The organism is Parahalioglobus pacificus (genome assembly GCF_014652275.1).
GTDB lineage: Bacteria > Pseudomonadota > Gammaproteobacteria > Pseudomonadales > Halieaceae > Parahalioglobus > Parahalioglobus pacificus.
Genome location: NZ_BMYM01000001.1, coordinates 42554 through 68883, shown reverse-complemented (window position 1 = coordinate 68883; position 26330 = coordinate 42554). Strand labels below are relative to the sequence as shown.

At 55.9% G+C, this 26330-nt stretch carries 18 protein-coding genes and 1 pseudogene; 7 read left to right on the top strand and 12 right to left on the bottom strand.

Features of this window, described 5'->3' with window-relative positions; genetic code table 11:
* Positions 1 to 1947 (top strand): bifunctional diguanylate cyclase/phosphodiesterase, encoded by a 1947-nt coding sequence (locus IE089_RS00295; protein WP_189474111.1) that lies wholly within the window; start codon positions 1 to 3, stop codon positions 1945 to 1947.
* Here IE089_RS00295 and IE089_RS00290 read toward each other — a convergent pair.
* The 5 genes from IE089_RS00290 to IE089_RS00270 form a co-directional block, all read right to left on the bottom strand.
* A complete protein-coding gene (locus IE089_RS00290; protein ID WP_189474110.1) occupies positions 1944 to 2261 on the bottom strand; it encodes a tryptophan synthase subunit beta like protein in 318 nt (105 codons plus the stop codon). The two genes, IE089_RS00295 and IE089_RS00290, sit on opposite strands and share 4 nt — an antisense overlap.
* Positions 2262 to 2331: 70 nt before the next feature.
* Positions 2332 to 8139: a retention module-containing protein gene (locus IE089_RS00285; RefSeq protein WP_189474107.1), complete on the bottom strand. Its 5808-nt coding sequence runs from the start codon at positions 8137 to 8139 to the stop codon at positions 2332 to 2334.
* 391 nt (positions 8140 to 8530) lie between these two features.
* A complete protein-coding gene (locus tag IE089_RS00280) occupies positions 8531 to 9160 on the bottom strand; it encodes a response regulator transcription factor (RefSeq protein ID WP_189474105.1) in 630 nt (209 codons plus the stop codon).
* Positions 9160 to 10599, bottom strand: a complete 1440-nt coding sequence (locus IE089_RS00275) for an HlyD family type I secretion periplasmic adaptor subunit (protein ID WP_189474104.1) — start codon at positions 10597 to 10599, stop codon at positions 9160 to 9162. Before IE089_RS00275 ends, IE089_RS00280 begins: the two co-directional genes overlap by 1 nt.
* On the bottom strand, positions 10596 to 12722 hold the full coding sequence (locus tag IE089_RS00270; protein WP_189474102.1) for a type I secretion system permease/ATPase: 2127 nt from the start codon (positions 12720 to 12722) through the stop codon (positions 10596 to 10598). The genes IE089_RS00275 and IE089_RS00270 overlap by 4 nt, the downstream gene beginning before the upstream one ends.
* Before the next feature lie 457 nt (positions 12723 to 13179).
* Here IE089_RS00270 and IE089_RS00265 point away from each other — a divergent pair, with 457 nt between their 5' ends.
* On the top strand, positions 13180 to 13410 hold the full coding sequence (locus IE089_RS00265) for a hypothetical protein (protein WP_189474100.1): 231 nt from the start codon (positions 13180 to 13182) through the stop codon (positions 13408 to 13410).
* Positions 13411 to 13436: 26 nt separating this feature from the next.
* On the opposite strand, the gene kbl is transcribed toward IE089_RS00265, so the two are convergent.
* From kbl to IE089_RS00250, 3 genes are all read right to left on the bottom strand, one after another.
* Positions 13437 to 14627 (bottom strand): glycine C-acetyltransferase, encoded by a 1191-nt coding sequence (gene kbl, locus IE089_RS00260; RefSeq protein WP_189474098.1) that lies wholly within the window; start codon positions 14625 to 14627, stop codon positions 13437 to 13439.
* 4 nt (positions 14628 to 14631) lie between these two features.
* The gene (gene tdh / locus IE089_RS00255) at positions 14632 to 15657 is read right to left on the bottom strand and encodes an L-threonine 3-dehydrogenase (protein WP_189477239.1); all 1026 of its coding nucleotides are present in this window, start codon (positions 15655 to 15657) and stop codon (positions 14632 to 14634) included.
* 85 nt (positions 15658 to 15742) lie between these two features.
* A complete protein-coding gene (locus IE089_RS00250; protein WP_189474096.1) occupies positions 15743 to 16786 on the bottom strand; it encodes a COX15/CtaA family protein in 1044 nt (347 codons plus the stop codon).
* A gap of 182 nt (positions 16787 to 16968) precedes the next feature.
* Here IE089_RS00250 and IE089_RS00245 point away from each other — a divergent pair, with 182 nt between their 5' ends.
* From IE089_RS00245 to IE089_RS00235, 4 genes and pseudogenes are all read left to right on the top strand, one after another.
* Positions 16969 to 18189: a 5-(carboxyamino)imidazole ribonucleotide synthase gene (locus tag IE089_RS00245; protein ID WP_189474094.1), complete on the top strand. Its 1221-nt coding sequence runs from the start codon at positions 16969 to 16971 to the stop codon at positions 18187 to 18189.
* A complete protein-coding gene (purE, locus tag IE089_RS00240) occupies positions 18186 to 18677 on the top strand; it encodes a 5-(carboxyamino)imidazole ribonucleotide mutase (protein ID WP_189474092.1) in 492 nt (163 codons plus the stop codon). The genes IE089_RS00245 and purE overlap by 4 nt, the downstream gene beginning before the upstream one ends.
* A gap of 426 nt (positions 18678 to 19103) precedes the next feature.
* Positions 19104 to 19733: pseudogene (locus IE089_RS15875) on the top strand (ATP-binding cassette domain-containing protein); the annotation flags it as partial.
* Entirely contained in the window at positions 19707 to 21020 is a 1314-nt protein-coding gene (locus tag IE089_RS00235) for an ATP-binding cassette domain-containing protein (RefSeq protein ID WP_432760746.1), read from the top strand. The pseudogene IE089_RS15875 and the gene IE089_RS00235, both read left to right, overlap by 27 nt.
* A 30-nt stretch (positions 21021 to 21050) precedes the next feature.
* Here IE089_RS00235 and IE089_RS00230 read toward each other — a convergent pair whose 3' ends face one another.
* The 3 genes from IE089_RS00230 to IE089_RS00220 form a co-directional block, all read right to left on the bottom strand.
* Positions 21051 to 22238, bottom strand: a complete 1188-nt coding sequence (locus IE089_RS00230; protein WP_189474088.1) for an amino acid aminotransferase — start codon at positions 22236 to 22238, stop codon at positions 21051 to 21053.
* Positions 22239 to 22255: 17 nt separating this feature from the next.
* Complete coding sequence (gene pepD, locus IE089_RS00225) at positions 22256 to 23695, bottom strand: beta-Ala-His dipeptidase (protein ID WP_189474085.1); 1440 nt, start codon at positions 23693 to 23695, stop codon at positions 22256 to 22258.
* A 121-nt stretch (positions 23696 to 23816) separates the two neighbouring features.
* On the bottom strand, positions 23817 to 25136 hold the full coding sequence (locus IE089_RS00220) for an NCS2 family permease (RefSeq protein WP_189474083.1): 1320 nt from the start codon (positions 25134 to 25136) through the stop codon (positions 23817 to 23819).
* A 118-nt stretch (positions 25137 to 25254) separates the two neighbouring features.
* Here IE089_RS00220 and IE089_RS00215 point away from each other — a divergent pair, with 118 nt between their 5' ends.
* Positions 25255 to 25824 carry a phosphoribosyltransferase gene (locus IE089_RS00215; RefSeq protein WP_189474081.1) on the top strand — a complete coding sequence of 190 codons (570 nt, stop codon included), beginning with the start codon at positions 25255 to 25257 and terminating at the stop codon, positions 25822 to 25824.
* A gap of 1 nt (position 25825) precedes the next feature.
* Here the strand turns inward: IE089_RS00215 and IE089_RS00210 are convergent, their stop codons facing one another.
* Positions 25826 to 26323 carry a cupin domain-containing protein gene (locus IE089_RS00210; RefSeq protein WP_189474079.1) on the bottom strand — a complete coding sequence of 166 codons (498 nt, stop codon included), beginning with the start codon at positions 26321 to 26323 and terminating at the stop codon, positions 25826 to 25828.
* Between the last annotated feature and the right edge of the window lie 7 nt (positions 26324 to 26330).

The following is a 26330-nucleotide window of genomic DNA, read 5'->3' as shown; positions in this document are numbered from 1 at the left end:
ATGTCGCTCTTCAAACAGCTCTGGCTCGCCATCGTAATATTGCTGACGCTGGTCTTTGGTGGCAGCTTCATTGTAAGTAGCTTGTCAGCAAAAGCGTATCTTGAGCAGCAGCTCAGCATGAAAAACGCTGATAATGCCAATGCTTTGGCGCTATCACTCACGCAGCAAGGTGCAGACCTTATCTTGCTCGAATTGACGCTGGCTGCTCAGTTCGACACGGGATTCTACGAGTTAATCCAACTAGAGGCACCCGACGGTACCGTGCCGATTTTTCGAGAGGACACGCAACCAATCACCGATGCACCCAACTGGTTTGTTTCGCTTTTCCCTATTCAAGTAGAACCCGGCATTGCATCCGTCGCCCAGGGTTGGCAGCAGGTGGGCGTGATCACACTGCGCAGTCACTCCAAATTTGCGTATCGCCAGCTATGGGAAGGCACCATCAAGATGGCGCTCGTGTTTTTCGTTGCAATGTTGGCTGCCGGCGCTTTGGGGAGTTATGTGCTGTCTCGCATCCTACGCCCCTTGGATGACGTGGTTGATCAAGCTGAGGCAATAGGCAACCGGCGCTTCATCACGATTCCTGAGCCTTACACCAAAGAGTTTAAGCAGGTCGTCTCTGCAATGAACCGCCTATCAGGTCGTATCAAGGCCATGCTCGAGCAAGAGGCACGGCGCCTAGAGAAGTGGCAAAGAGATGCACACGTAGACAAGGTCACCCAGTTAATGAACCGGGAGCCATTCATGAAGGCACTAGAGGCCTCATTAGAAAGCGATGATGTCAATTCTACCGGCAGCCTCAGCCTTATCCGGTTCTCCGGTCTTGCAAACTTAAACCAAACTTACGGTCGCCGCGCGATTGACAAGGTACTGCATGAAATCGGTAAGGCGCTGAATACCATTGCAAGCGGTCATAGCCGGTGGGTCGCGTGCCGGCTGAACGGTTCTGACTTTGCATTACTGGCGCCTCGCGCGCCTGACACCGCTGCGGCACGCGAAATCCAAAACGCGATCGCCCAAGTTCTTGAGAATCAGGATATGCACGATGCAGGATCACTACCTGGTGCAAGCACCATCTACGAGCATGGCGAAACGATTGGCGAGATTATGACTCGATTAGATCGATCGCTGCTTGCCTCGGCTGAAGGTGGAGAATCACAGATCATCGATGTGCAGAAGGGCGATGTTCAGCTGCGCTCGCTGAAAGAGCAGCTCGATGAATGGCGTGAAATACTGGATCGCTCCTTTGACGAGCATCGATTCACTTTGACCACCTACCCGGTTACCGACCTAGACGGGAACCTCATTCATATGGAGACCCCAGTGCGCCTTCAGCATGAGGGCGAGATATTGTCAGCCGGACGCTTTTTACCATGGATTAATCGCTTAGAAATGTCTTACTTGCTGGACAAAGAAGTTGTCAGTCTTGCCTTGCAACATGTGAAAGAGCATGACCAACCTGTGGGCGTTAACTTGTCTGTAGCTGCTGTATTCGAGCCAGATTTTGTCGGTTGGCTCGACAAGACACTGAGCATCAACTCGACGCTGGCTGACAAGTTATGGCTGGAGGTGCCCGAGTCCATGGCATTCAGGCACATGGATAAATTCCGTTCGGTAGTCGAATGTGCGCGCTCACATCGGTCAAAAGTGGGTATTGAGCATGTTGGACATCACCTGGCCGAACTGGGCCGCATTAGCGATTTGGGACTCGATTATTTAAAAATTGATGCGAGTTTCTTAAGAGACGTCGATCAAAATACTGCGAACCAAACACTGCTGACGACCCTGTGCACGGTAGGTCACTCGATAGGCCTCAAAGTATTTGCGGAGGGCGTTCGAACAGAGAGGGAGCTAGCCTTTATGCGTCAGCTAGGCGTCGATGGTGTCGCAGGTCCAGCCGTCAGCGTGGGGAAAGTCGCGCCCGATGCATCCGACCTTGATGGTTAATCGTCGCCTATAAGATTGAGGCGTCTACTCGCCTCAGCCCGCAGCTTTTGACGGTGCAGCATTTTCGCTTGTGCGGACTCCGGCAGATCGGTGAAGAGTATGACGCCCTTAGCAATCAGCAGCTCAACGACATCTTCCAAAACCCGCACGAAATCCAGATCGGTGTCGCTTAGCGACTGCGAATCTTGCGTCACCGCACTCGTAAAGGCAATCACTTCAGGATCATCGCTTTGAAGTTGCTCTGAGAAATCTGTGCTGGCGTGTGTTGCTATCGCCTCAATTTCACCAACATCATTACGTTTTACAAAGGGCATATCGCCTCCCTGTCGCTAAAAAAATCCCCGCTGCCTCACGACACCGGGGATTCATCATAGCCAACTTAAGTCAGGAATCGATAGTCAGTGTACCGCTATCAATCATCGTTTGAATGATTGTATTAACATCATCGGCACCGCTGACGAGATCAACACCCTCAAGGGTGATGGTTTGATCGACCAGTGCAGAGTCACTGTCACCGCCTTGGAAAGCACCGCTGGTGCTCACTTCGATCACGGTATCAGCACCATCTTCACTGAGACTGATGTTCAGGTACGCGCTGAGATCATCCGTCGCTTCCTCGCCCACAAGTAGGTCTCGGAGATCCAGTGAGTCCGTGCCGCTCTCGCCAAAGTCGGAAATGGTGACATTCGCCGGAGCGTCACCCCCGTCGCTGAGACTGAAGGCAAAGACATCGTCACCGTCGGTACCGAGTAAAGAGTCCTCTGCTGCGGCCGTGAACTTGGTCATAGGTGCGGACGAAGGCTGTAGCCCTACTGGATCTACGTCCTGACCCGAGACTCTAACAATGTAAGGGCCTGCCTCGGCTGTATCATTGTTGCTTTCTTCTCTTGCGACAGTGAAGAGCTCAAGAGTAAATTCTGGGTCGGCAAAGTCGCCGTTGCCCTGCGCCTCCTGATTGATTTCGAGAATTAACTCTCCGCCTTCAAGGGGTGCTTCTGAAGACTGCAGCGTCCAGATAGAGGTTCCATCATTTTCATCAGAGTCTTTAAATACCGTTAGCCGGCTATCGGCGCTTGACAAAATAGCATCTGAAGGAACGCCCTGTATCCTAATCTCAAGACTCTCACTGCCATCGAAAGTATCGCCTTGGAGGGCAGCATTGAGATCGAGTGTGTACTCAAGTGTATCCGGTAACGGTGCTAATCCGTCAACACTTAATTGAACGGCCTCGCTAGTTTGTGTTGTTGCCGCACCAAATCTAACCTCAGCGGACGAGTTTTCGTCCAGCTGGACCGCCAGCTGAATAGTCTGCGTGATCTCGGGAATTGAGTCATTCTGCGGGTTTGCTGCAGTGCCAAAAATGAACTCCTCTACTGGAGCGTTTGCCGGAATAACAATCTGCTGAGTCGCATCGCTTTCGTTGAGTGTCGCGTTATAAAAGAAGCGCGCCACATCTTCGCCGTTGACCTGAATTGACCAGCGATCGTCAAAGTAGGCGCCCTCTGCGTCATAGTTCCAAGTCCCTTCGACCTGCGCTGTGAGGTTTAGAATAACAACCTGATTTGCGAAGGTCTCTGGAAGGTCTTCAATTCTTAGAGTGAATTCTTCATTGTAAGTGACGCCTGGTGAGCCGTTGATAACGTTATCGCCTTGAGAAGCACCTATTCCAGGGAAGTTATTCTGAGGAAGCTCCAAAGGTTGCGTATTGGTGTTTCGAACCGAATTAGCTGTGACGTTAAGGTCTCCGGTCGGTGCGTCAGGGACCGCTGTTACATCGATTATGACGTCACCTGTGTCAGTGTCGCCATCACCATCCGTCACCGTATAGGTGAAGGAGTCCTGCGCATCACCCGCCTCTGGGAATTGCGGGACGGGTGTGTAGGTAAACAATCCAGTAGAGCGATTGTAAACAACGCTTCCATCGGGCGTAGAGTCGCCGTCGCCCGTCTCAATGGCTTCGCTGATATCACCCGCGAAGACCAGCGTTTCACCATTAATCGCGGTAACCTCAGCGTCATCCGCGCCAGCCGTCACATCAGCTGCTATGTCTACGCTTTCGTCTTCATCAACCGACGTAAGGACATCTCCCGCCAGTGGAGCGTCATTGATGATGCCCACATCCAGGAATCCGGTGTCTGAATCACCATCAACATCCGTAACCACAACCTCGAAACTATCAGAAACAGCACCGCCACTGTGGTCAGCATTGTCCAGCAGCTCATAGCTGTAGTTAACAGTGCCCGCTGTAAAACCAGTCACTGTCAGCACACCTAATGCGGTGGTAACTGACGGGGTTGCAGATATCTTGCTACCACCGACGCCATCCAGGTCTATCACCTTAACGCCACCGATGGTGATCTCGACCGGCAGATCGGGTGCGGTATAGATGAAGGTATTGCCCTCAGACAGCTCGCCGTTTTCGTTCGCCGCTGTACCTTCGGACTCATTTGCACGTGCCGACGTCGTCGCTGCAAGACCTGCCTCGTCAACCGAGGTCTGATTGGTACCCACTGCCACTGGCAGATCGAGGTCGACAGAGTTATTAGCAATCGTGATGGTAAGGGTAGTGGATTCCAAGTCACCATCACCATCCTTGACGGTGTAGACAAAGGTGTCCGTTTCGTTGTTCGGTGCATTGATACTTAAGTCACGGGTATATGTGTACGTGCCATCCGCCTGAATCGTCAGAGAACCGAATTCACCTACTACAGGGTTAAGCACGCCGTCAGGCGATACTGAGTCTACATTTTCTGTATCTGTAGCTGCGTCAGCGCCTGCGACAACACCCACAACAACGCCACCGTCGGCTCCAAGGTTGTCCGCCACACCGTCCGTAAGATTATCATCCCGCCCGTCGTTGCCACCGGTAAGAACATTACCTGCGGCGGGACCGGCGGAGCCAGAGGCAACGCTATCTTCATCTGCTGCAAGCTGTGGTGCATCGTCTGTAACGTTGACGGTCACTGTGGTTTCCACAGTATTACCAAGGGCGTCAGTAACGCCAATAGTGAAGTCCCCGAGCGCGTTCACAGGATCTGCATCGTGTGAGAATGCACTCGTCAAGGTGTAAGTGAAATCACCATTGCTTGTATTGAGTTCAAAGCTACCGTTGGCGTCATCGACACTCACAATGCCAAGTCCATTGCTGACAGCACCGGCTGGAGAAAGAATCTCATACGTGTAGCCACTAGTACCGCCGCTAACGCTCACCGTGCCGCTTGCAGTCACAGGAGCTGATGGATCAGTGCCGCCAGTAAGCCCCGCATCATTGACAGTAACTTCACCGGTCTCTGCAGTAAGAGGGTCACCTGAGAGGTCAATGGTCAACGTCGTGGTAGAAAGATCACCGTCTCCATCTTGGATGGTGTACACAAATGTATCTTCAACATCAGCGGATTCACGATTGGTGTTTGACTGATAGGTGTAACGACCGTCTGGATCGAGTGTTAACGTGCCAAAGTTACCAGAAATCGCATCGCCTACGCCCCCGCTCGCATCAGATGTAGTGTCCTGGCCAGCAGCACGAACACCGACGATGTTTGCAATTTTATCCGCACCGCCCTCATCGTTCGCTAAAACGCCGCTCTGTGCATCATCAATAACAATCGTCCCGCCAATCTGCCCAACCGAGGCCTCATCCGCCACCGCGAGCGGACCGTCGTCACTGAAGCTAAAGGCATTAACGTCCCCGAACTGCTCCGAGGATTGCAGCTCCATTAGGTTATAGGATTCTTCGCTGGTGTCACCGTCCTTATCAGTGACCGTCTGTGTCAGGTCAATCGAAAATTCAACCGTGATCTCTCTGTCATTAGTAACACCAACACCGGTGAGTGAGACGACTTCGTCATCGTTTGCATTGGCGCCAATGGGATGCCAGATAGACAACCCCGTCTGGGCAAGTTCGATAACCCCCGTATCAGCGTCAACCGATATGGTGAAATACTGGTCTCCACCCGCGCGGCCCACAACGTTGCCGCCGTCATTGAACAGACCAATTTGCTCGCCTTTACCGCCGCCTTCTGCTACCGCGTAAAGGCCCGATGGAATGCCTGCGGCACTCTCTCCATCATTGCCGCCACCTGCACTGACGCTCAGCGCATACTGGACGCTGCCCGGACCGTCTGCACCAAAATCAACATCGTCAGCGGTGGATACTGTTGATGAGTCGGTATCGTTGGCGAATAGGATACTGAAGTCGGCGCTAGAAACCTGGGGCGCGTCAGTGTCTTCAATTAGCCCATCATTATCAGTATCAAGCCCAGGCGTTTCATCCACGATCAATTGGAGACTACCAACCTCGATGCGCTCGTCGTCGAAGTTACCCTCAAACAGCCGCGCGGTAGGCACGTCATCAATCACGTCGATACGGATAGTGCCGGTATCCGTGAGTGCTCCATCGGATACCGTGAACTGGAAGCTTTCTACGCCTTCAATTGTCTGCACTCCGTCATTTGCAGGGGTATTTGTAAACGGCACGGTCAGGGTATAGACAAAGCTGCCGTCGGCATTGATCTGTAAAGTGCCATAGTCGCCCTCCTGCAGGCCGGCACCATAAGTCAGTGCATCACCGTCAGGGTCTGTCGCAGACAACTGACCTGTAAACGTCTCTGCTGTGCTTTCAGGGTTACTGCCTTCGACAGTACCGGGTGCGAGGTCAGCGCCATCGGCGACCAAATCGAGAGCCGCTTCGTTCACCACAACAGTAGTGTCTTCGGCTACGGGGGCTCCGGGCGGGGGCGGGGGGGGAGGCGGTACATCGTTGTCTAAGATCGTGACCACACCCTGTGCATCGCCGATCACAGCACCCGATGCGTTGCTCAGGTTGACAACAAAGGCTTCTGTTGACTCAACCGCTTCATCATCGGTAGTAGAAAAAGAAACTTGAGCCTCAGTAACACCCGGCGCGAACGTGATGGTACCGCTGTCAGGATCGTAATCAGCACCGCTGATCGCCGTTCCATCGGCTGATTCGAAATCAACCGTAACGGGTGATTCAGATGCGGTGGATAAAGAAATCACCAGTGAGGCGGTATCACCCTCCACGACGGTGACGTCGTTAATCGTGATAACCGGCGTATCGACGATGGTCACCACGCCTGTGTCATCCACGATTACGCCATCAGAGGCGTCGCTCAGCTCTACCAGGTAGTTCTCCGAGCCTTCAACAATGGCATCCACATTGGTCTGGGTGCTGATTGTTACCTCGGTCGTGCCGGCAGGTATCAACAAGACCCCTGCGTCTGCGTTGTAATCGCCGCCGTCAACCGTTGCTGTGCCGTCAAAGGTCGTGAAATTGAGTGTGATGTCTTCATCTGAAGCCCGTGACAGTGACACCGTCTGTACCGCGATCTCGCCCTCCGTTACAGTGACATCATCTATCCGTATTTCGACTGGCGGCTCTGGTACGGGAGTTGGCTCGGGCTCGGGCTCGGGCTCGGGCGCCGGTGCAGGGGGCGCAGCATCGATAACAATAGTCACCACGGCACTATCGATGGCGATGCCCTCAGGGCTGCTGATCGTGTAGGTCAGAGTATCCGTGCCTACAAAATCCGGATTTGGTGTGTAAGTGACGGTGTCATCAGCATTGAGTACCGCCACACCATTACTTGGCTGGGTGATGCTGATAACGTCTGATCCGTTCGGAGCAACATCATTGGCTTCTACAACTATCGTTACCGGCTCACCTTGTTCCGTCGTCTCGAAATCATCAATTGCGTCTATGACTTCTGGCGCAGGATCACCGAAGGCCGCTGGGACTGCGCCTTCACTGCCTGCGATACCGGAAAACTCCGATGTCTCCTCTGCAATTCGTCCAAGGCGGATAAAGGATGAACCACCGCCAGGGCCACCGGCTCCACCCAGACCCGCAGCGGTCGCTTCTAGGACATCCCCAAGGTCACCTTCACCCTCTAATGCTTCTAGAACGGCGAGTGCTGTTTCGTCTGTGATTTCTGCTTCTTCACGGGTTGTTGCTGTCTCTGCCATGAGATCCTGAGTCAGAGTCATCTCCGGCATATCAGCAACCATCAATGGAGTGCCATCACTCATGGTGAGTTCGACAACACTGCCGTCGGGGGTCACAACAGTTTCACCCTCCAGAAGTTGGTCACCGGGTTGGATCTCGCGAAGCTCACCGTCGGCGTTACGGGCGTAAGCCGTACCCATTACTGATGCAACAGTTGCAATGCTCATAATTGTCATCCTTTACTTGCGTTAGTGCAGATACATCTCTGCACTGTTTCCTTTAACTTTCACCCCACACGTTAAACCGCCGAGAGAATGTCAACATCGTACCTTTGGGCAGGGAGTGAACGCCGTATGAAAAGTGTGATTCAGATCACACTTTTTATTTTTCTGTATTTATATCAATAACTTAAATATTCGTTCAGAGTGAAAATTCCGGGCCTAGCACCGAGTGCTAACAGCCAACCCGCTTTATTTGCAGCAGATGAACTGCATGAGACTTGAGAAGTGCCCGAGTTTACGGACATGCATTCTAATTAGAGTATGTCTGATGGTGGACGCGCTGCCGAAACCCGCAGGACACATCGCTCGGTTCAATGCACCCTATGGTCGGAATGGATCAATTAACTGATGTGTAGATCGGGACGCTGTTCATAGCCAGAGCAAGCTGCACCCTGTCACGCACTCCCATTTTGTCGAAGATGACTGAGAGGTGAGCCTTCACAGTGCGTTCGCTGATCTCAAGGTTGGTGGCTATCTCTCGATTGCTGGCCCCATGCGCGACTTGCTCAGCCACCATCAACTCACGTGAAGTGAGTTCATTGAGCTCTCGGGTGTTTACCGGAGGGGGCGGTGCAATGCGTGTCGAGAGCTTTATAAACCGTTGCATCAGGTCGGGGGGCATCCAGACACCGCCGTGCTGCACAACAATTCCGATTTCTCTCAACTGCTCGGGTACTGCTTTTACATGACAATAGCCCACTGCACCGGCATTCAACATCTTGAAGGCTTGCGCCTCCTCTGGGGTTGGCGTCATCGCGACAACGGGCCAACCAAAGGCGACAGCTTCCGTGAGGCTGTTCATCACCTCATCTCCGCCCATGCTACTGGTATCGAGCCAAACGACACCGCTTGGTGATTCAGAGGCGTGTGGTATCGCTGCTGTGTCAGCGACAGCCAATGCCTGTGGAAAAGCCCTCGTCCATCGATCGCGCAAGCGGGCAGAGACCGTGACAAATATATGCTCCATCAGCGTTCCGTGAGCGCATACTGCTTGGCACGCAATACCGGCTTCATCAGGTAAGCCAATATGCTTTTCTTGCCTGTCAAAATATCTGTCTCTACCGTCATGCCCGGAATAATGGGCTTGTCGGCATCGAGGCCAGCTTCCTGAGTACGCACCAAAATCTCGTAGAATGGATTACCCTCTTGATCCATTACCGTATCTGCACCAATGTGCTCAACAATACCGTCTAACCCGCCATAAACTACGAAATCATAGGCGGTGAACTTAACCAGTGCTTCCTGCCCAGGCACGAGAAACGCGATGTCTTTTGGCCGAATTCGCACCTCGAGCAACAAGGTATCGTCCAAGGGAACAACCTCCACAATCTCCTTACCTGGCAGCACAACGCCGCCGATTGTGTTGTAGTAAAGCTGCTTAATGGTACCGTTGACGGGCGATCGGACATTGGTTTGCTTGACGCGATCCGACAGGCCAGTGCCCGCCTCCTGAAGCGCGTTCATTCGAGTAATTGTGTCGGATAGCTCTTCACGCACCTCGTTGATGAACTCCAGCTCTACCTCTTCCACCTTGCGTTCGGCTTCTTGAATCGCAGACGCAATACGCTTTTTCTGCGCGCTGGCCTGATCACGTTCGCCGCGCATCTGGTTAACCTCGCGCTCAAGGCGCAGTATCTCTACCTGACTTACCGCTCCGGAGTTCACCATAGGGCGTGTGACGCGCAGTTCCTGCTCGGTGAGATCCAGTGAACGTGCCAGCTGCCTTTCCCTAGCAGTCACTTCTACAAATTCTTCCCTGCGCTGCGTCAGTTGCTCGGTCGCAATCTGCTGCTCCAGCAGCAGTTCTGCTTGGCTGGATCGGTACAACGCAGTTTCCTGTGCAACAATGCGCGGCGCCTCCTGCTGCCATTCTGCCTCTGGCTCGAACGTCGTTTTCTCAACCACAGCCCGCAGACGCGCGGCCTTCACCGACAATGCGCGGAACTCGGCCCTGTTCTCTCTGAAAGACGACTCAGAGCGCGTTTGATCCAACCGCACCAGCAACTGGCCTTTTTCGACGATGTCGCCCTCGCGCACCAAAATCTCGGTGACCACACCGCCGTCCTGCGATCCCAATACCTGAACTTGCTGCGAGGGTATGACTTTGCCCTGCCCTCGGGTCACTTCGTCGATCTCTGCCAGCGCACTCCACACCACCAAAACAACAACGGTGATCGCCACCCCGTAAAGCATCGCGCGTGCACGCAGCGGCTGCTGCTCGACAAATGCCCGGTGCGCGTCCTGCTGCCAGTCGTAAGGTGTCGTATTAATATCCGCCATCCAGGGTGCGAACAGCCTGTCCACAATGCGTCGCCCGAGGCTCGGATTTGCGGACTCGCCCTGCCCAAGCGTGATGGTCCTTTCCACCTGTAAGACGTTGTCGTCGGGCTGCTGTGAATCGCTCATGAGGCCTTACCTATCTGACCCTGCTGCAGTGCCTTCATCACACTCTCTCGCGGCCCGTCCGCTACCAGTTTGCCGTTATCAATGACTATGATGCGGTCAACCAGTGACAGCAGCGAGTTCCGGTGCGTCACCACCAACCAAGTGCGACCTTTTACGTAGTCAGCTAACTGCGTTTTCACGTTGCTCTCAGTGGAGTGATCCATTGATCCTGTGGGTTCATCCATGAGCAGAATGGGCGGCTCGCTTACCACCGCGCGGGCCAGCGCTACGCATTTACGCTGCCCACCCGACAGAGAGTCGCCCCGCTCGCTGACCACCATGTCAAAACCCTGGGGATGACGATTAACAAAGCCAGCCAGACCCGCTATCTCTGCTGCGCGCACCAGCGCGGCGTCACCCGATTGCGGGCTGCCTAGCAAAATATTGTCGCGCAAACTGCCATAGAACAGCGTTACGTCCTGCGGCACGTACCCCACCCGCGAGCGTAACTCGGAAGGATCCAGCTGCCTAAGGTCTATGCCGTCGACGAGAATGGCGCCTTCGGTGGGCTGGTAGAGCCCCATTGCCAGCTTTTGCAGCGTCGATTTACCCGAGCCGACCCGTCCCAGTATTGCCACGTGCTCACCCGCCTTGATCGTAAACGACACCCCACTGACAGATTCCATCTCCGCGCCGGGATAGGCAAAGCTCACGTTCTTGAACTCGATGTCGCCGCTAAACCGCTCTCGACTCAGGAACTGGGCACCTTCCGGGCGTTCCAACGGCTTCGCCATTACTTCGTCCAGTGATTTCAGCGCAATCTCCGCGTTGTGGTAAGAGGTCACCAGACCGGCCACCTGTCCTATCGGTGCCATGATACGACCGGCCAGCATGGTGCAAGCAATCAGGCCACCCATGCTCAGCTCACCGGCACTGATGAGGTACACGCCTGCAACAATCACGAACATAGTCACCATCTGCTGGCTCCACAGCGTGACATTGATCGCGGAATTGGACAGAAGACGCAGCTGAACGCCCACATGCGCCAGGAAGTTGGTGGTCTCCTCCCATTTGCGCTGCATGCGCGACTCCGCGCCCATCGCCTTAATCGTATCCAAGCCCACCAGACTTTCGATCAAGGTGGCATTGCGCAGTGCGCCAGCGCGATACGTCGTCTCAGTGAGATCCCGTAGCTTGCCCTGAAGCGCAAAGGCTGTCGCCAGCACCACCACTAGACCAATAACAATCGGAATAAGCACTGGCCACGCAATCCAAGCAATCACTGCCATAAAAATGAACGCGAAAGGCACATCAATAATGGTTGCCACCGACGCGGACGTAATGAAATCACGCACGGTTTCGAAGGAGCGAAGGTTCACTGCGTAGGAACCCACAGAAGCCGGCCGGCTCTCCAGTCGAATACCCAGCACTTGCTCCATAATTCGCGACGACAGTGTGACGTCTACGCGCCGACTCGCCAGATCTAGGAAGTACCCGCGCATACTGCGCAGGGAGATGTCCGCCAACAGGATCAGAATGACACCAGCCGCCAACATCCAGAGTGTCTCTACCGCGTAGTTCGGGACTACACGGTCATACACGTTCATGGTGAACAGAGGCAGTGCCAGGGCAAACACATTGATGAAGAACGCGGCCAATAGCACATCCCGATAGATCGGCATGTTCGCCTGCATGGCTGTCCAAAACCAATGGCCGCGCTCGGATGTGCCGCTGCGCGGCGCGCGCGCATCAAACCGGAAGCGGGGCCTACACACGATAGCCGCACCACTGTAGGCGCTGAGCAGCGTCTGCGCTGGCACTTCAACGACGGTCTCGTTTAACTCGGGGTAAACAACCTGCGCCGATTCACCGTCATCGCTCCACCCCATCAACAGACAGGCGCGCTCCCCTTCCATCAACAGCACGGCCGGCAGAAGCGCGGGTTCTATCGTCGGTGCATCGCGGCTAATGACTCTGCTGGATAGTCCAACGCGCGCAGCCGCGCGCTCGAACAGCCCAGGCGTTAATATCCCCTTTTCCAGCGGCAAGCCGCTCAACAGCGTATCCGGAGTGGACGCGCTGCCATGGTAACGGCACAAAGCCAGCAAGCATTGCAGTAGAGTGTCGTCGGTACTGCGACCCATAAGTCCCCGTTAGTGAATCAGCGCTCTAAGGCGTGACACCGCCTTCGCTAAGCTACTGAATTCACAAATTATTTTTCCAGCCCTTTAGCGTAGGTCAGAACCGCGATCTTCGCCACGCGAGGCACCTCAAAAACCCCAGAAATAATGCCACTCACGCTGGATCTGTGATCACATTGCCGCCAATCAGCGTGCTCACACACGCGGGCGACGGTGAAGCACAGCCTCACCCGCTCCTAATCACAGGCTCTAGTGGGGACATAGTGAGCTCGCCCCATTGTGTTGGAGAATCGACAGAAAATTTTTACCCGCCTCTAAGCAGCAGCTGTAAAAAGTGTGATCCAGTTCACACTTTTTTGCCCGGTGGGAAGATCAATAGTGGCGGCTTTTCCAACACAAGCGCACACTATGTGTAAGTGGTTGTATGAACAGCCAATGACTAGCGAATCAAGGAGATGATGTGAGCAAGGAGCCTTCGTCAGGGAAAGCGGTATTTGAAGCGAGGGAGCCCACGCGCATCGGCACCTACAGTAGCGGTAACGTTACCAAGGTCTATGCCGGGCCGGATCGTCGGCGATTTGACCGCCGGTCGGGTGATGACCGCCGCGGTGGCGTACGCTACGGCTCGCACACTGACCGCAGGGAAAGTGCCGGACGCCGGGCAACCGACGTCGCGACCCTCGCACTCTAACCAAGCACTTCCGCGCTGGCCTTAACTCAAGCCAGCACCTCACGTTTGGCGTTAGCAAATGCGTCCAGCGCGAAAGCAATATCATCATCGCTCAGCGCGGCGGACATTTGTGTTCGTATCCTCGCCTTGCCACGCGGCACCACCGGGAATGAAAACGCCACCACATAAACACCCTGCTTAAGCATGGCCTCAGCGAAGCGCGCCGCAAGCGCCGCATCGTGCAGCATGACCGGCACAATCGGGTGCTCACCCGGCAGCAATTCGAAACCCAACTTCTCCAAGCCCTCTCTGAACACAGCGGTGTTGTGCGCCAACTTATCGCGCAGGGCATTGTTGGAGGACACCAGCTCAACGGCTTTGATGGCGCCGGCGACGACAGGCGGAGCAACGGTGTTCGAAAACAGGTAGGGCCGCGAGCGCTGACGCAGCAGTTCAACAATCTCTTTCCTGGCAGCCGTGTAGCCACCACTGGCACCGCCCAGCGCTTTACCCAGTGTGCCGGTGACGATATCTACTCGGTCCATACAACCGCGCAGTTCATGCGTTCCCTTGCCGCCAGCCCCAACAAAGCCGGTGGCATGGCAATCGTCAAAGTGCACCAACGCACCGTAACGTTCCGCCAGGTCGCAGATCTCATCCAGCCTGGCAATATACCCATCCATCGAGAACACGCCGTCGGTAGTGATCAATTTGAAGCGAGCACCGGCAGCATCGGCCGCCTGTAACTGTGCTTCCAGATCCGCCATGTCGTTGTTCTTATAGCGGTAGCGCTTGGCCTTGCTGAGACGAACGCCGTCGATGATGCTGGCATGATTTAATTCATCAGAAATCACGGCGTCTTCGGCGCCCAGCAAAGTTTCAAAGAGGCCGCCGTTGGCATCAAAGCACGAGGGGTACAGGATGGTATCTTCCGTGCCAAGAAACGCAGACAGGTCATCCTCTAGCTGCTTGTGCAAACTCTGGGTGCCACAGATAAATCGCACCGAGGCCATGCCATAGCCCCAATCTTCCAGCCCGCGGGCCGCGGCGGCATTGACCTCAGGATGCTGAGCTAAACCCAGGTAATTATTCGCGCAAAGGTTCAGCACCTCCCCCGCTTCACGGGTCTCGACCCGTGCACCTTGAGCGGTTGTGATCAGGCGCTCGTGCTTGGTCAGCCCCGCCCCATCAATGGACGATAGCTCGCCCGCCAGATATTCCTGAAAACGTCCGTACATTGCCCTACTCCCAGTTCAGGATGACTTTGCTGGCATCACCCGCATTCATCTCGTCGAAGCCGCGCTGGAAATCACTGTAGTGCAAACGGTGCGTAATGACCGGCGAGATGTCCAGGCCCGACTCAATCATCACGGACATCTTGTACCAGGTCTCATACATCTCACGGCCGTAAATTCCTTTGAGCGTTAGCATATTGAAGATCACGCGGTTCCAATCGATCGCCGTGTCCTCGCTGGGAATCCCCAGTATGGCGACCTTGCCGCCGTGGCACATGCTGGCGAGAAGATCGTTAAAGGCCTGGGGGTTGCCGCTCATTTCGAGGCCCACATCAAAGCCCTCACGCATGCCCAGAGATGCCTGCACGTCTGCCAGGGATTCGCGCGTTACGTTCACTGTGCGTGTAGCGCCCAGGGTTGCAGCCAACTCCAGGCGTGAGTCGATCACATCGGTAATCACGACATGCCGAGCGCCCGCATGATTGCAAACGGCCGCAGCCATCGCGCCGATGGGGCCAGCTCCGGTGATCAGCACGTCCTCACCCAGCAGGTCGTATTGCAAGGCGGTGTGCACCGCGTTGCCGAAGGGGTCAAACAGCGCTGCAACATCCAGATCGATGCCGGGCGTGTGCTCCCATACATTGGACATGGGCAATGCCATGTATTCGGCGAACGCACCGGGCCGGTCTACGCCGATACCGCTGGTGTGAGCACAGAGGTGGCGACGCCCGGCCATGCAGTTACGGCAGCGACCACACACAACATGGCCTTCACCGGAGACAATCATGCCGGTTTTGAAATCGTTGACATTGGCGCCCACGTCCACGATTTCGCCCACGAACTCGTGGCCCACAACCATGGGTACGGGAATGGTTTTCTGTGCCCAGGCATCCCAGTTGTAGATGTGCATATCGGTGCCACAGATCGCCGTGCGCTTCACTTTAATGAGCACATCATTAATACCGATCGTGGGTTCGGGGACATCTTCAAGCCAGAGACCGACATCGGCCTCGCGTTTCACCAGTGCTTTCATGGGCATCTACGCTCCATATTTACAGGGCCGAGACCCAGAAAAGGAGCGCGAGTATACGGCTAATTCAGCGCGGAAAACAGGCGAATTATCGGGCGCTTTTGAGGCTGTGAGCGGCGAAGATAGCGGCCGTCAGAAGGACAACAGCGCCACCCTGATGAGCTGCACCGAGCGACACAGGCACCTGCATCACCAGGGTACTGATTCCCAGCATGACCTGCAGCACCAGGGCCGCCAGGAAAAGCGCGGCACCCAACTTCGCTCGGCCACTGTCCGTGCGCAGCAAAACCTGCAAAGAGAACACACCAATCAACAGCACCAGTGCGTAGGCAAACATGCGGTGGTTGAACTGTATGGTCGCTATGTCTTCGAACGCTGCATACCAGGCGGGCTCGAAGTTATAAAGGCCTGCAGGGACAAAGCTGTCGCCCATGAGCGGCCAGGTATTATAAGCAAAACCCGCATTGGTGCCGGCCACCAAGCCGCCGGACAGAATCATCAAATAAACCAGGGCGGCGAGGACCACCCCATAGCGATATAGTCCGTGGACCTTCTCTGCTTTTGAGGGGTAAAGCAGGTCCAGAATCAGCCACACCATCAAGGCATAGATAAGCACTGCCAGCCCAAGGTGAGCCGTTAAACGGTACTGACTGACGTCAGGCCTGTCCACAAGACCACTCTTGACCATGTACCAGCCCAACAGGCCCTGACAGCCGCCCAGAATGAACAGCCCCCAAAGCTTTGGCATCAACCCAGGCTTCACCCGCTGCTTGAGGGAGAAATACACCATGGGCACAAAGAACAGGACGCCAATTAATCGCCCCAACACCCGGTGCAGATACTCGTACATAAAAATGTACTTGAAGCCGTCCAGCGACATCCCTCGGTTGATCTGCTGATACTCAGGGTACTGCTTATACTTTTCAAACACCTCAAGCCATGCCGCCTCACTCATAGGCGGGATAATGCCCATCAAGGGTCGCCACTCCACCATCGACAAACCGGAGTTGGTCAGGCGGGTCACACCCCCAAGGATAATCATGCCGAAAATCACGCCGGCACAGACAATCAACCAACTGGCAATCTGTCGGTCGTAGCTGGCGTAAGTTGTATTGGCTGTGAGGCTGGTCATAAGCGATAAGGTGTTTTCCGGGGCGCGAATGATAACTGAATTGGCGAGCGAAAGCCGCCAGCAGTGGGACAAAACCGGGGCGCGTATGCGGCATACAACGCTATGATCCGGCGCAAGAATCGGCTGCGATATCAAGAACTGGCGTGTATCATTGCGCTTCCTTACGAAACCAAGATCAGGACATGTCCAGCTCGCAACACAGCGCCGAACTGCCGAACCACGTTGGCATCCTGGGAGGCGGCCAACTCGGTATGCTGCTCTGCCTACGCGCCCGTCAACTGGGCATTGAAACCACGGTACTGATGGACGACGCCGAGTCACCGGCGGCGGCTACGGCCGATAACACCATCATCGCTCCCATGGATAGTCTTGAAGCGGTAGCACGGCTAATAAATTGCAGCGATGTCATTACCTTCGAATTTGAAGCAGTGAATGACAGCGTGCTTGACGCCATCGACGCCGCGGAAGCTCGCAATGAGGTGATGGCAAATCCCTCGCCCGCCGTTATGCGTCTGCTAAAAGATAAGGGCCTGCAAAAATCCTGGCTACGCGATGAGGCACTTTCCACGCTGCCTTTCGAAATGCTTGAAGCGGGCACAACACTAGACGATCTGCTGGCGCGACCCGGTGTTGCAATACCCTTCGTGCAAAAGGCACGCCAGGGCGGTTACGACGGCAAAGGTGTCCAGATAATCCACAACGAGGAAGAAGCAAAGAATTTGTGGCCCGTGCCCAGTATCGTGGAGCCGGCATTAATCGACTGTGTTGAAGCGTCGGTTGTAGTAGTGCGCGGTACTGCCGGCGATATGGCGGCCTACCCTGCGGTCACCATGGCCTTCGAGCCGTCTCTGAATGCCGTTGCAACGGTCATTAGTCCCGGCGAGATTAGCGATACAATCGCTGCAGCCTGTCGCGAGCTAGCCTGTCGCGCAGTTGATGCGCTTGGCAGCGCGGGTGTTTTTGCTGTCGAGCTGTTCTGTACAGAAACTGGTGAGGTCTTCATTAACGAGATTTCGCCGAGAGTACACAATTCCGGACACTTAACGATGGACGGTTTCGAACACGATCAGTTCGAGCAACACCTGCTTGCCATTACCGGTAGACCCTTGGCGCCTGTGACACCCACAGCCCCTGCCACGGTGATGCTTAATCTGCTTTACCGCGACGATCAGGCCCCGGCACACACAGGCTATGTATACTCTGCCGCATTGAATGATGTCGGCAGCGCTGCACTGCACTGGTACGGCAAGAAAGACGCTAAGCCGGGGCGCAAGATGGGGCACATTAATGCCACCGGCCCAAAAACCTCGACTGCACTGACTAACGCTCAAGCGGCTCTGCAGCATGTGCGCGACGGCGCATTCTCACCAACCCCCTATTCAAAGGAGACACCCTCACAATGAGTGTGCGTGTAGGCATCATTATGGGCAGCGACTCGGACCTGCCGGTTATGCGGGCGGCGGCAGACATTCTGGATGAACTCGGCGTCGACTATGAAATGGATATCGTCAGTGCACACCGCACGCCTGAACGACTCTACGACTACGCCGAGAAAGCGGAATCCCGCGGCCTGCGTGTCATTATCGCCGGCGCCGGCGGGGCTGCTCACCTACCCGGGATGGCGGCAGCCATTTCCGTATTGCCGGTAATTGGTGTTCCGGTGAGCGCCACAAAAATGGCTGGTGAAGACGCGCTGCTGTCGATCGTACAAATGCCTGCGGGCGTTCCTGTTGCCACCGTGGCCATTGATAACGCAACCAACGCCGGCATTCTCGCGGCGCAGATGTTGGCAACCGGCGATGACAGCCTGCGACAGCGACTGGCCACGTATAAGGCCACCCTTCGTGAAAAGGTTCTGGCCAAAGCCGCCAAACTACAACAGGAAGGCTAGCCCACGGTATTTCTCGACAACCTCAGCTTACCGCCACTGGTGTTCTTTCTTTTTGGCGTGTTTGACGTCTTTATTCGATCAGATCTGGACATGTCCGCCCAGATAGCCACGGCCCTACCCCGTATTAAATGTTCGCCACGGGCTTCAGGCAGCGTCGCCCGGGGCGTGTCTACCCTGTATGTCAAAGTATGGCTGACGCGGCTGGCCCCTATGGTAAGAATGGTATTAGTGTACTGCGACACCGACCGGCCGTTGTCCGACAACAAGCATCGACCAGAGCTGACTATTTACAGGTTTATCGCGGCATCCTTAATATGAGCCTGCAGCGCCATGAGCCACTATCAAATCGCGCCGAGACTTAAAGCCCGTTGGCCCTGATGCAGGTGCCGCGTACAATGCGCGCCATCTCCGCGGCGGTTCCACCTAATGCCTTTGCTTCAACTCAAATCTGCTGAGCTTCACTTCGGCACACACGTCATACTCGATCATGTCGACCTCGTTATAGAGCCAGGTGACAGGCTGGGGTTGTTGGGGCGCAATGGTGCGGGTAAGACCACCCTGCTCAAGCTGCTTACGGGCGACATCGGGATGGACAGCGGCGAACGCTGGTTGAAACCCGGCACTCGAGTATCACGGCTGGAACAGGAACTTCCGCTGGCCAACGACACCACTGTGTACGATGCGGTGGCAGACGGACTCGCTGGCGTGGGAAAACTGATCAGCGACTATCATCACCTGATTCAGGCAGGGGCCAACGCCGACCTTGCAGCGTTAGAGCGTGTCCAGACTGAGCTTGAGGCGGCGGACGGCTGGCAGCTACAAACGCGGGTAGAAACCCTGCTGAGCCAACTCGAACTGGACGGCGATGTGCCCCTGGCTTCACTGTCGGGCGGATGGCGTAGAAGGGTTGCATTGGCACGGGCACTGGTCAGTGATCCGGAACTGCTGTTGTTGGACGAGCCCACAAACCACCTGGATTTGCCCGCGATTGAATGGCTGGAGCAGCAACTCCAGCGCTTCCCCGGGGCCATCATACTCATCACACACGACAGGCGTTTCCTTCAGAACGTAGCCACCAGTATTTGCGAGCTGGATCGCGGCCACCTGATGCAATGGCGCGGGGACTACCGCGGTTTTCTGCAGTTCCGAGAGCAACAGTTAGAGGCGCAGGCGAAGGCTGATGCGCTGTTCGACAAGCGCCTTGCGGAAGAAGAAGTCTGGATTCGACAGGGCATTAAAGCCCGGCGAACCCGCAACGAAGGGCGCGTGCGCGCGCTCAAAGCCATGCGCGAAGAACGCAGCCAAAGACGGACCGCGGTTGGCAGAGCCGACTTCACCATCGAGACGGCCGATCGCTCGGGGAAAATTGTGGCGGAGCTTGAGGACGTGTCTCTGGCTTTCGGTGACACAGTCATCACACGCCAGCTCTCAACCATCATCCAGCGCGGCGACCGTGTCGGCATTGTTGGCCCTAACGGTGCTGGAAAATCCAGCCTAGTTAAGCTGTTGCTAGGGGAAATCGCACCCGATGGCGGACATGTAACGCTGGGAAGTAAGCTGGAAATTGCCTATTCCGATCAGCTACGCGGCCAGTTGGACCCGGAGAAAAATCTGATTGATAACGTCTGTGGTGGGCGAGAATTCATCGACATTGGCGGTAAGCAAAAGCATGCCATCTCCTACCTGGGCGACTTTCTGTTTACACCGGAACGAGTGCGAACCCCGGTTAAGGCACTGAGTGGGGGCGAACGCAATCGGGCAGTACTGGCTCACCTGTTCTCAAAACCCGCCAACCTTCTGGTTCTGGACGAACCCACCAATGATCTGGACATAGAAACGCTGGAACTGCTGGAGGAGATCCTTCTCGCTTTCGAAGGCACGCTGTTATTGGTGAGTCACGACCGGGACTTTATGGACAATGTTGTCACCAGCCTTCTGGTGATGGAAGGCAATGGCCGCATCAGCGAGCAGGCGGGCGGCTTCAGCGACTGGGAAGCCCGCGGCGGCAAGTTAGAGCCGCTGACGGCGAGCGCAACGCAGAAAAGGAGCTCCCATTCAGAGCCGCTCATGCAGGAGGCTAGCAATCAAGCTGCGCCATCGACGATCACTACACCCCAGACTCGAAAGCTCAGCTATAAGGAGAAACGGGAGCTGGAATCTCTGCCGGGCTTGATCGAGTCACTGGAAGAAAAGCAGGCAGCGCTGGAAGCTGAGACCGCGGCGCCGGATTTCTACCAACGCCCCCACACCGAAGTACAGGGTCAGCTTGATGCTCTCAGCGAGGTGGCCTCGGAACTGGAAAAGGCGCTGGAGCGCTGGACCGAACTGGAAGACCTAGCCTAAAAATCCAACCCCAGCGCGGCTCAACCGAGACTATAGGACTTTAGCGACCGCCTGAACCAGTGCGTCGATGTTGCCGGCGTTAATGCCTGCCACATTGATGCGAGACGAATCCAGCATGTATACCGAGTGCTGTTCCCGCAGTGCCACCGCCTGCTCGCGGGACAGCCCCAGAAACGAGAACATGCCGTTCTCTCGCTCAATAAAACTGAAATCCCTGTCCGTTACCTGGGCAAGCCCGGCCACCAGCTGGGTGCGCAAACCGTTAATCCGTTCGCACATACTCGCAAGCTCTTGCTGCCAGTTCGCAGTCAGTGTCGCATCTTCCAGGATACGGCCAGCAATCAGCGCCCCGTGTGCGGGCGGCATGGAGTACACCCGCCGCGCGGCAACTGCCGCCTGAGACACCAGCGCATCGGCATTCTCGGCATCGTGGCCCAGGAACAGAGTGACCCCGGTGCGCTCGCGGTAGAGCCCCATGTTCTTGGAGCAGGACGCCGCAACGATCATCTCCGGCAGCCTTTCCGACAACAGTCTCAGGCCCGCAGCATCCGCATCAAGACTCTCCCCCAGTCCCTGATAGGCAATATCAATGAAGGGCGTAAACCCCTGATGCTCTGCCATGTCTGCAATCTCTGCCCACTGGGCCAGAGTCAGGTCTGCACCGCAGGGGTTATGACAGCAGCCATGCAGCAGCACAATATCGCCGGATTTGGCCTGCTTGAGATCATCTCGCATCGCCTCGAAGTTCACGCCATGACTCTGTGGGTCGTAGTAGCGATAGGTTTCGAACTGAAGGCCAACACTGCCCAGCAACGGAATATGCACCGGCCAGGTCGGGTCGGAGACCCATACCCGGGCACCGGGGGTTGCCGCATTGATGATTTCTGCGCCGATGCGCAATGCACCGCAGCCACCGGGGGCAGCAATACTGGAGATACGACCATCGCGCAGCGCAGGGTGCTGCGCACCGAACACCAATGCACGCATGCCCGTGTTAAAAGCCTCGGGGCCAACGGGTGGCAGGTAGGCTTTGGATACCTCCTCCTCTACCAGCATTCCCTGGGCACGCTGCACCGCTTCGAACACCGGACACACCCCGGTCTCGTCCATATAGATGCCGACGGTGAGATCTACCTTGTCGGGGTTTGCGTCAGCGCGGGCAGCGGCCGCGAGCCCCAAAATAGGATCGGGTGGCAGTTTTTCCAGTGATTGCAGCATGTTTGTTTCCTCTTCTACTACAGAGTGGCCAGCATGGCCTTGAGGTATTCCCAAAAGGGCGTCACGGTTGCGATCTCAAGACGCTCAGTGGGCGAGTGCGCGCCACGGATCGTCGGCCCAAAAGACAGAATGTCGCAGTCGGGTTTTTTGCTCTTCAAGATTCCGCATTCCAGCCCCGCGTGAATCGCCTTTATCTCAGGCGTATAGCCAAACAGGTTTTCGTGCAGTGCCACCCCCTTTGCCAGCAGGGCGCTTTCAAAGTCGGGTTGCCACCCGGGGTAGCCGGCTTCCGGCTCTACGTGCAGATCAAACGCGGCGGCGAGGCCCATCACGGATTGCTGCAATGGCAGGCTCTGGTCGTAATTAAAGAATCGGAAACTCGATTCCAAGAACAGTGCACCTGCCTGTACGCGGCAAACGGCCAGGTTAATACTGATATCCGGCAGGTCGGCGGGCTGCTTCAAGTTGTAGGACTGTACGCCATGCGGAAAGGCTGCCAACAACCCCAACACAGTCAGCGTATCTTCACGGCTTAGCCCGGCCGTTTGCTCGTCTGGCTCTGCGGTCAGGCTAAGGGCATGGTCTGCCTCTGGCAGAAAGCCCAACCACTGCTGCGTTAAAGTCTCTACGCGTTCGCGCAGTTGTGATTCTGCGCCCACTGGCAATGCAATAACCGCCGAGCCTTCTCGCGGTATCACATTGTGCGCGATACCCGCATCCAGGCTCAGCAGGCGCGCGCCACCGAGATCCAGCATCAACTGCGCGAGCAATTTGATGGCATTGCCCAACTGTTCGTGAATCTGAATGCCGGAGTGCCCACCGGCGAGACCCTTGAGTGACAGCTTCCAGAACTGCTCGTCTCCCGGCGAAACAGCCTGGAAATCCCGTGTGAAAGTCCAGCCGCCACCGCCTGCGCAGCCCACGTACAACTCATTCCAGTCCTCGGTATCGAGATTCAGCATGCGTTTGCCGCTGAGCAGGCTCGCATCGAGATTGAGTGCACCACCAAGGCCGGTTTCTTCATCAACGGTAAACAGCAACTCCAGCGGGGGCCGGCTCACTGACGTGTCCGTCATCACCGCCAGGGCGGCAGCACAACCAACGCCGTTATCCGCACCCAAGGTGGTTCTGTCGGCCTTCAGCCAACCGTCTACAACTTCGAGGTCCAGCGCGTCGGTGTTGAAGTTATGATCCTTGTCGTCTGTCTTGACCGTCACCATGTCCAGGTGATTTTGAATGATCACCGGGCTCTGGTGATCGCGGCCGGCGCTGGCAGGCACCCGGACGACCAGATTTCCCTCTGCATCTTCCTCCCAGGCCGCACCGCTGGCTTCTGCCTGACCAATCACGTACTGCTTAATCGCGGCCTCGGCCTTCGAGGGTCGGGGAATCTGCGTGATCTGATAGAAATGCTCCCACAGGTGTGCGGGCTGTTGAGGGTACTGTTTGGGCTTCATATTGCGCTCCAGGCGCAGGTATTAGGGGCGCGAGATTATACCTGAGCCGTCACTGCTCAGGGAACGCGAATATCGGTATTCAGGGATATCACCCAGGGCAATCGGGCCAAGTGCTAATGCCCTAGATGAACGCGAACTTGAGTAGAAAAATGATCGCGAGAAACCAGGCGCCCAACGAGATATCGCTGCGTCTACCGACAAACAGCTTGATGGCGACATAGCTGATAAAGCCCAGGGCAATGCCGTTTGCAATGGAGAACGTCAGCGGAATCATCACGATGGTAATCAGCGCCGGTGCCGCCTCGGTCATATCTGACCACGCCAGTCCCTGCATGCCCGTCAACATCAACACCGCCACATAGATCAGCGCGCCGGCAGTGGCATACGCTGGCACCATGCCCGCGAGCGGCGCGAAAAAAATGGCCAGCAGAAACAATCCACCCACCGTCACGGCTGTCAGCCCTGTACGTCCGCCGGCCTCGGCACCCGCGGCACTTTCTAAATAGCTGGTCACGGGAGAACAGCCAAGAAACGCCCCCAGCACGCTGGCGGTACTGTCGGCCTTCAGTGCGCGATCCATATTCTTGATGCTTCCGTCCGCATTCACCAGGTGGGCACGACTGGCCACACCCAGCAAGGTGCCCGCTGTGTCGAAAAGATTCACGAAAAGGAAGGCAATCACCACGCTAACCATTGCCACATCCTGTGCTCCGGCAATATCGAGCTTCATAAACGTAGGGGCTATGCTTGGCGGTGCTGATACCACTCCATTGAAATTCACCAGGCCGGTAAGGAGTGCAACTATAGTCACCATCAGAATACCGGCGATGATTGCACCGGGTACCTGACGAATTGAGAGGATGGCGATCAGCAGAAAGCCGATACAGGCGAGCAGTGGCTCCGGCGATGTGAGGTCACCCAGCGTCAGGAAGGTCGCGTCGCTGGCGACAACAATGCCTCCGCTCTTTAGCCCGATAAAACCGATGAACAAACCGACACCCGCGCCCATGGCAATACGCATGTCCAGGGGAATACTGTCGAGCATCCAGCGCCGTAATCGCGTGACACTCATAATGACGAACAAAACACCCGCGAGAAAAACAGCGCCCAGCGCCACTTCCCAGCTATACCCCATCTCGCCCACAACCGCGTAGGTGAAAAACGCGTTCAACCCCATGCCAGGCGCCAAGCCCACAGGCCAGTTGGCGTAGAGACCCATGATCAGGCAAGCAAGCGCGGAGGCGAGACAGGTCGCGACGAAGCTGGCCTGCTCGTCCATGCCGGCGGCAGCCATAATCTGCGGGTTCACGAAGATGATGTACGCCATGGTGACGAAGGTTGTCGCCCCCGCCACCAATTCCGTTCGCACCGTGGTTCCGTGTTCTGCAAGCCTGAAATAGCGCGAAATGGCACCCTGCTGCCCTGCGATATTTTCCGCCATAGTCCCTACCCGGTCTGCCGCCTGCTAAACCCGCAGTCTACGCAATGCATACAGGCGCTACCACAGGCCACAGCGGCCTATGCTAGGCTTTGCGCTCTACTGCAGGAACACAGTACGCATGGACAAGCACTACATAAGCGCATCGCAACTCCTTGAGGACTCCTACCGGTTGGCCTGGCAGATTTTTGAAAGCGGATTTCGTCCGGACTATATCGTTGGGGTTTGGCGCGGGGGCGCGCCAGTGGGGATCGCCGTACAGGAGTTACTGGACGTGGTGGGTGTTAAAGCTGACCACATTGCCATTCGTACCAGTTCTTACACCGGCATAGGAGAGCGTAATCGCCATGTACTGGTGCACGGCCTCAATTACCTGATTAAACGCCTGGAGTCGGAGCACTCGTTGCTGATTGTGGATGACGTGCACGATACTGGCCTGTCCATCGACCAAGTAATCACCGATCTACGTGCCGCCTGCAAGAAAAACTCTCCCGACATCCGTATTGCGACTCCCTACTTTAAGCCCGCCAATAACAAGACTCATCGCGTGCCAGACTACTACGTTCACGAAACCAACGAATGGCTGGTGTTCCCCCATGAGCTGAATGGGCTAACGACACAGGAAATTGCGGACAACAAACCCGAGCTGGCCAGCATCATGACCGAGCTTGGCCAACATCTGAAGCGATAGCTCAGTCTCTCGTAAAGGCCATTATGGGATCAGCGTGCTGCGGAAAGTCTGAGAGCAGTGTTGCGCGTGTGCCCAAGGTCATGTCTTCGTATTCAAAGCCTGGCGCGACGGCTTCACTGATCAGCCCATAGACGCCCGCCTCCAGGTGAGAGGCCTTCCAGGTACCACCACGTACCGTCAGTTGCAGTTTTTGCCCTGCGGCAATGTCCGCGCCCATGACCACTGTCTCCAGTTGGCCGTCCGGGTGGATCAGGTAATAGGTGATCGGGCTGCCCAGGTGAAAGTAGTGCACGATGTCTGAGCGATTCAGGTGCCAATGGCCTATCGGCGCTTCCTCGGTCAGGAGGTAAAAAATAGAGGTCATGATGAAACGCTCACCCTCAGCGGTGGCTATGCGCTGCCGGTGATCCGCCTGAAAGGTGCGCTTGAAGTAGCCGCCCTCGACGTGTGCCTCAAGCCCCAGTGATTCGATGATGGTCTGTTTCGAGGGCGTGTTCATTGCCGCA

Bases quoted from the DNA above. Each gene is read 5' to 3' on its own strand.
- tdh (WP_189477239.1), bottom strand. From the start codon at position 15,657: ATGAAAGCACTGGTGAAACGCGAGGCCGATGTCGGTCTCTGGCTTGAA.
- IE089_RS00270 (WP_189474102.1), bottom strand. From the start codon at position 12,722: ATGGGTCGCAGTACCGACGACACTCTACTGCAATGCTTGCTGGCTTTG.
- pepD (WP_189474085.1), bottom strand. From the start codon at position 23,695: ATGAAGCCCAAACAGTACCCTCAACAGCCCGCACACCTGTGGGAGCAT.
- kbl (WP_189474098.1), bottom strand. From the start codon at position 14,627: ATGTACGGACGTTTTCAGGAATATCTGGCGGGCGAGCTATCGTCCATT.
- IE089_RS00275 (WP_189474104.1), bottom strand. From the start codon at position 10,599: ATGAGCGATTCACAGCAGCCCGACGACAACGTCTTACAGGTGGAAAGG.
- IE089_RS00295 (WP_189474111.1), top strand. From the start codon at position 1: ATGTCGCTCTTCAAACAGCTCTGGCTCGCCATCGTAATATTGCTGACG.
- IE089_RS00285 (WP_189474107.1), bottom strand. From the start codon at position 8,139: ATGAGCATTGCAACTGTTGCATCAGTAATGGGTACGGCTTACGCCCGT.
- purE (WP_189474092.1), top strand. From the start codon at position 18,186: ATGAGTGTGCGTGTAGGCATCATTATGGGCAGCGACTCGGACCTGCCG.
- IE089_RS00290 (WP_189474110.1), bottom strand. From the start codon at position 2,261: ATGCCCTTTGTAAAACGTAATGATGTTGGTGAAATTGAGGCGATAGCA.
- IE089_RS00230 (WP_189474088.1), bottom strand. From the start codon at position 22,238: ATGCTGCAATCACTGGAAAAACTGCCACCCGATCCTATTTTGGGGCTC.
- IE089_RS00280 (WP_189474105.1), bottom strand. From the start codon at position 9,160: ATGGAGCATATATTTGTCACGGTCTCTGCCCGCTTGCGCGATCGATGG.
- IE089_RS00210 (WP_189474079.1), bottom strand. From the start codon at position 26,323: ATGAACACGCCCTCGAAACAGACCATCATCGAATCACTGGGGCTTGAG.
- IE089_RS00245 (WP_189474094.1), top strand. From the start codon at position 16,969: ATGTCCAGCTCGCAACACAGCGCCGAACTGCCGAACCACGTTGGCATC.
- IE089_RS00220 (WP_189474083.1), bottom strand. From the start codon at position 25,136: ATGGCGGAAAATATCGCAGGGCAGCAGGGTGCCATTTCGCGCTATTTC.
- IE089_RS00250 (WP_189474096.1), bottom strand. From the start codon at position 16,786: ATGACCAGCCTCACAGCCAATACAACTTACGCCAGCTACGACCGACAG.
- IE089_RS00215 (WP_189474081.1), top strand. From the start codon at position 25,255: ATGGACAAGCACTACATAAGCGCATCGCAACTCCTTGAGGACTCCTAC.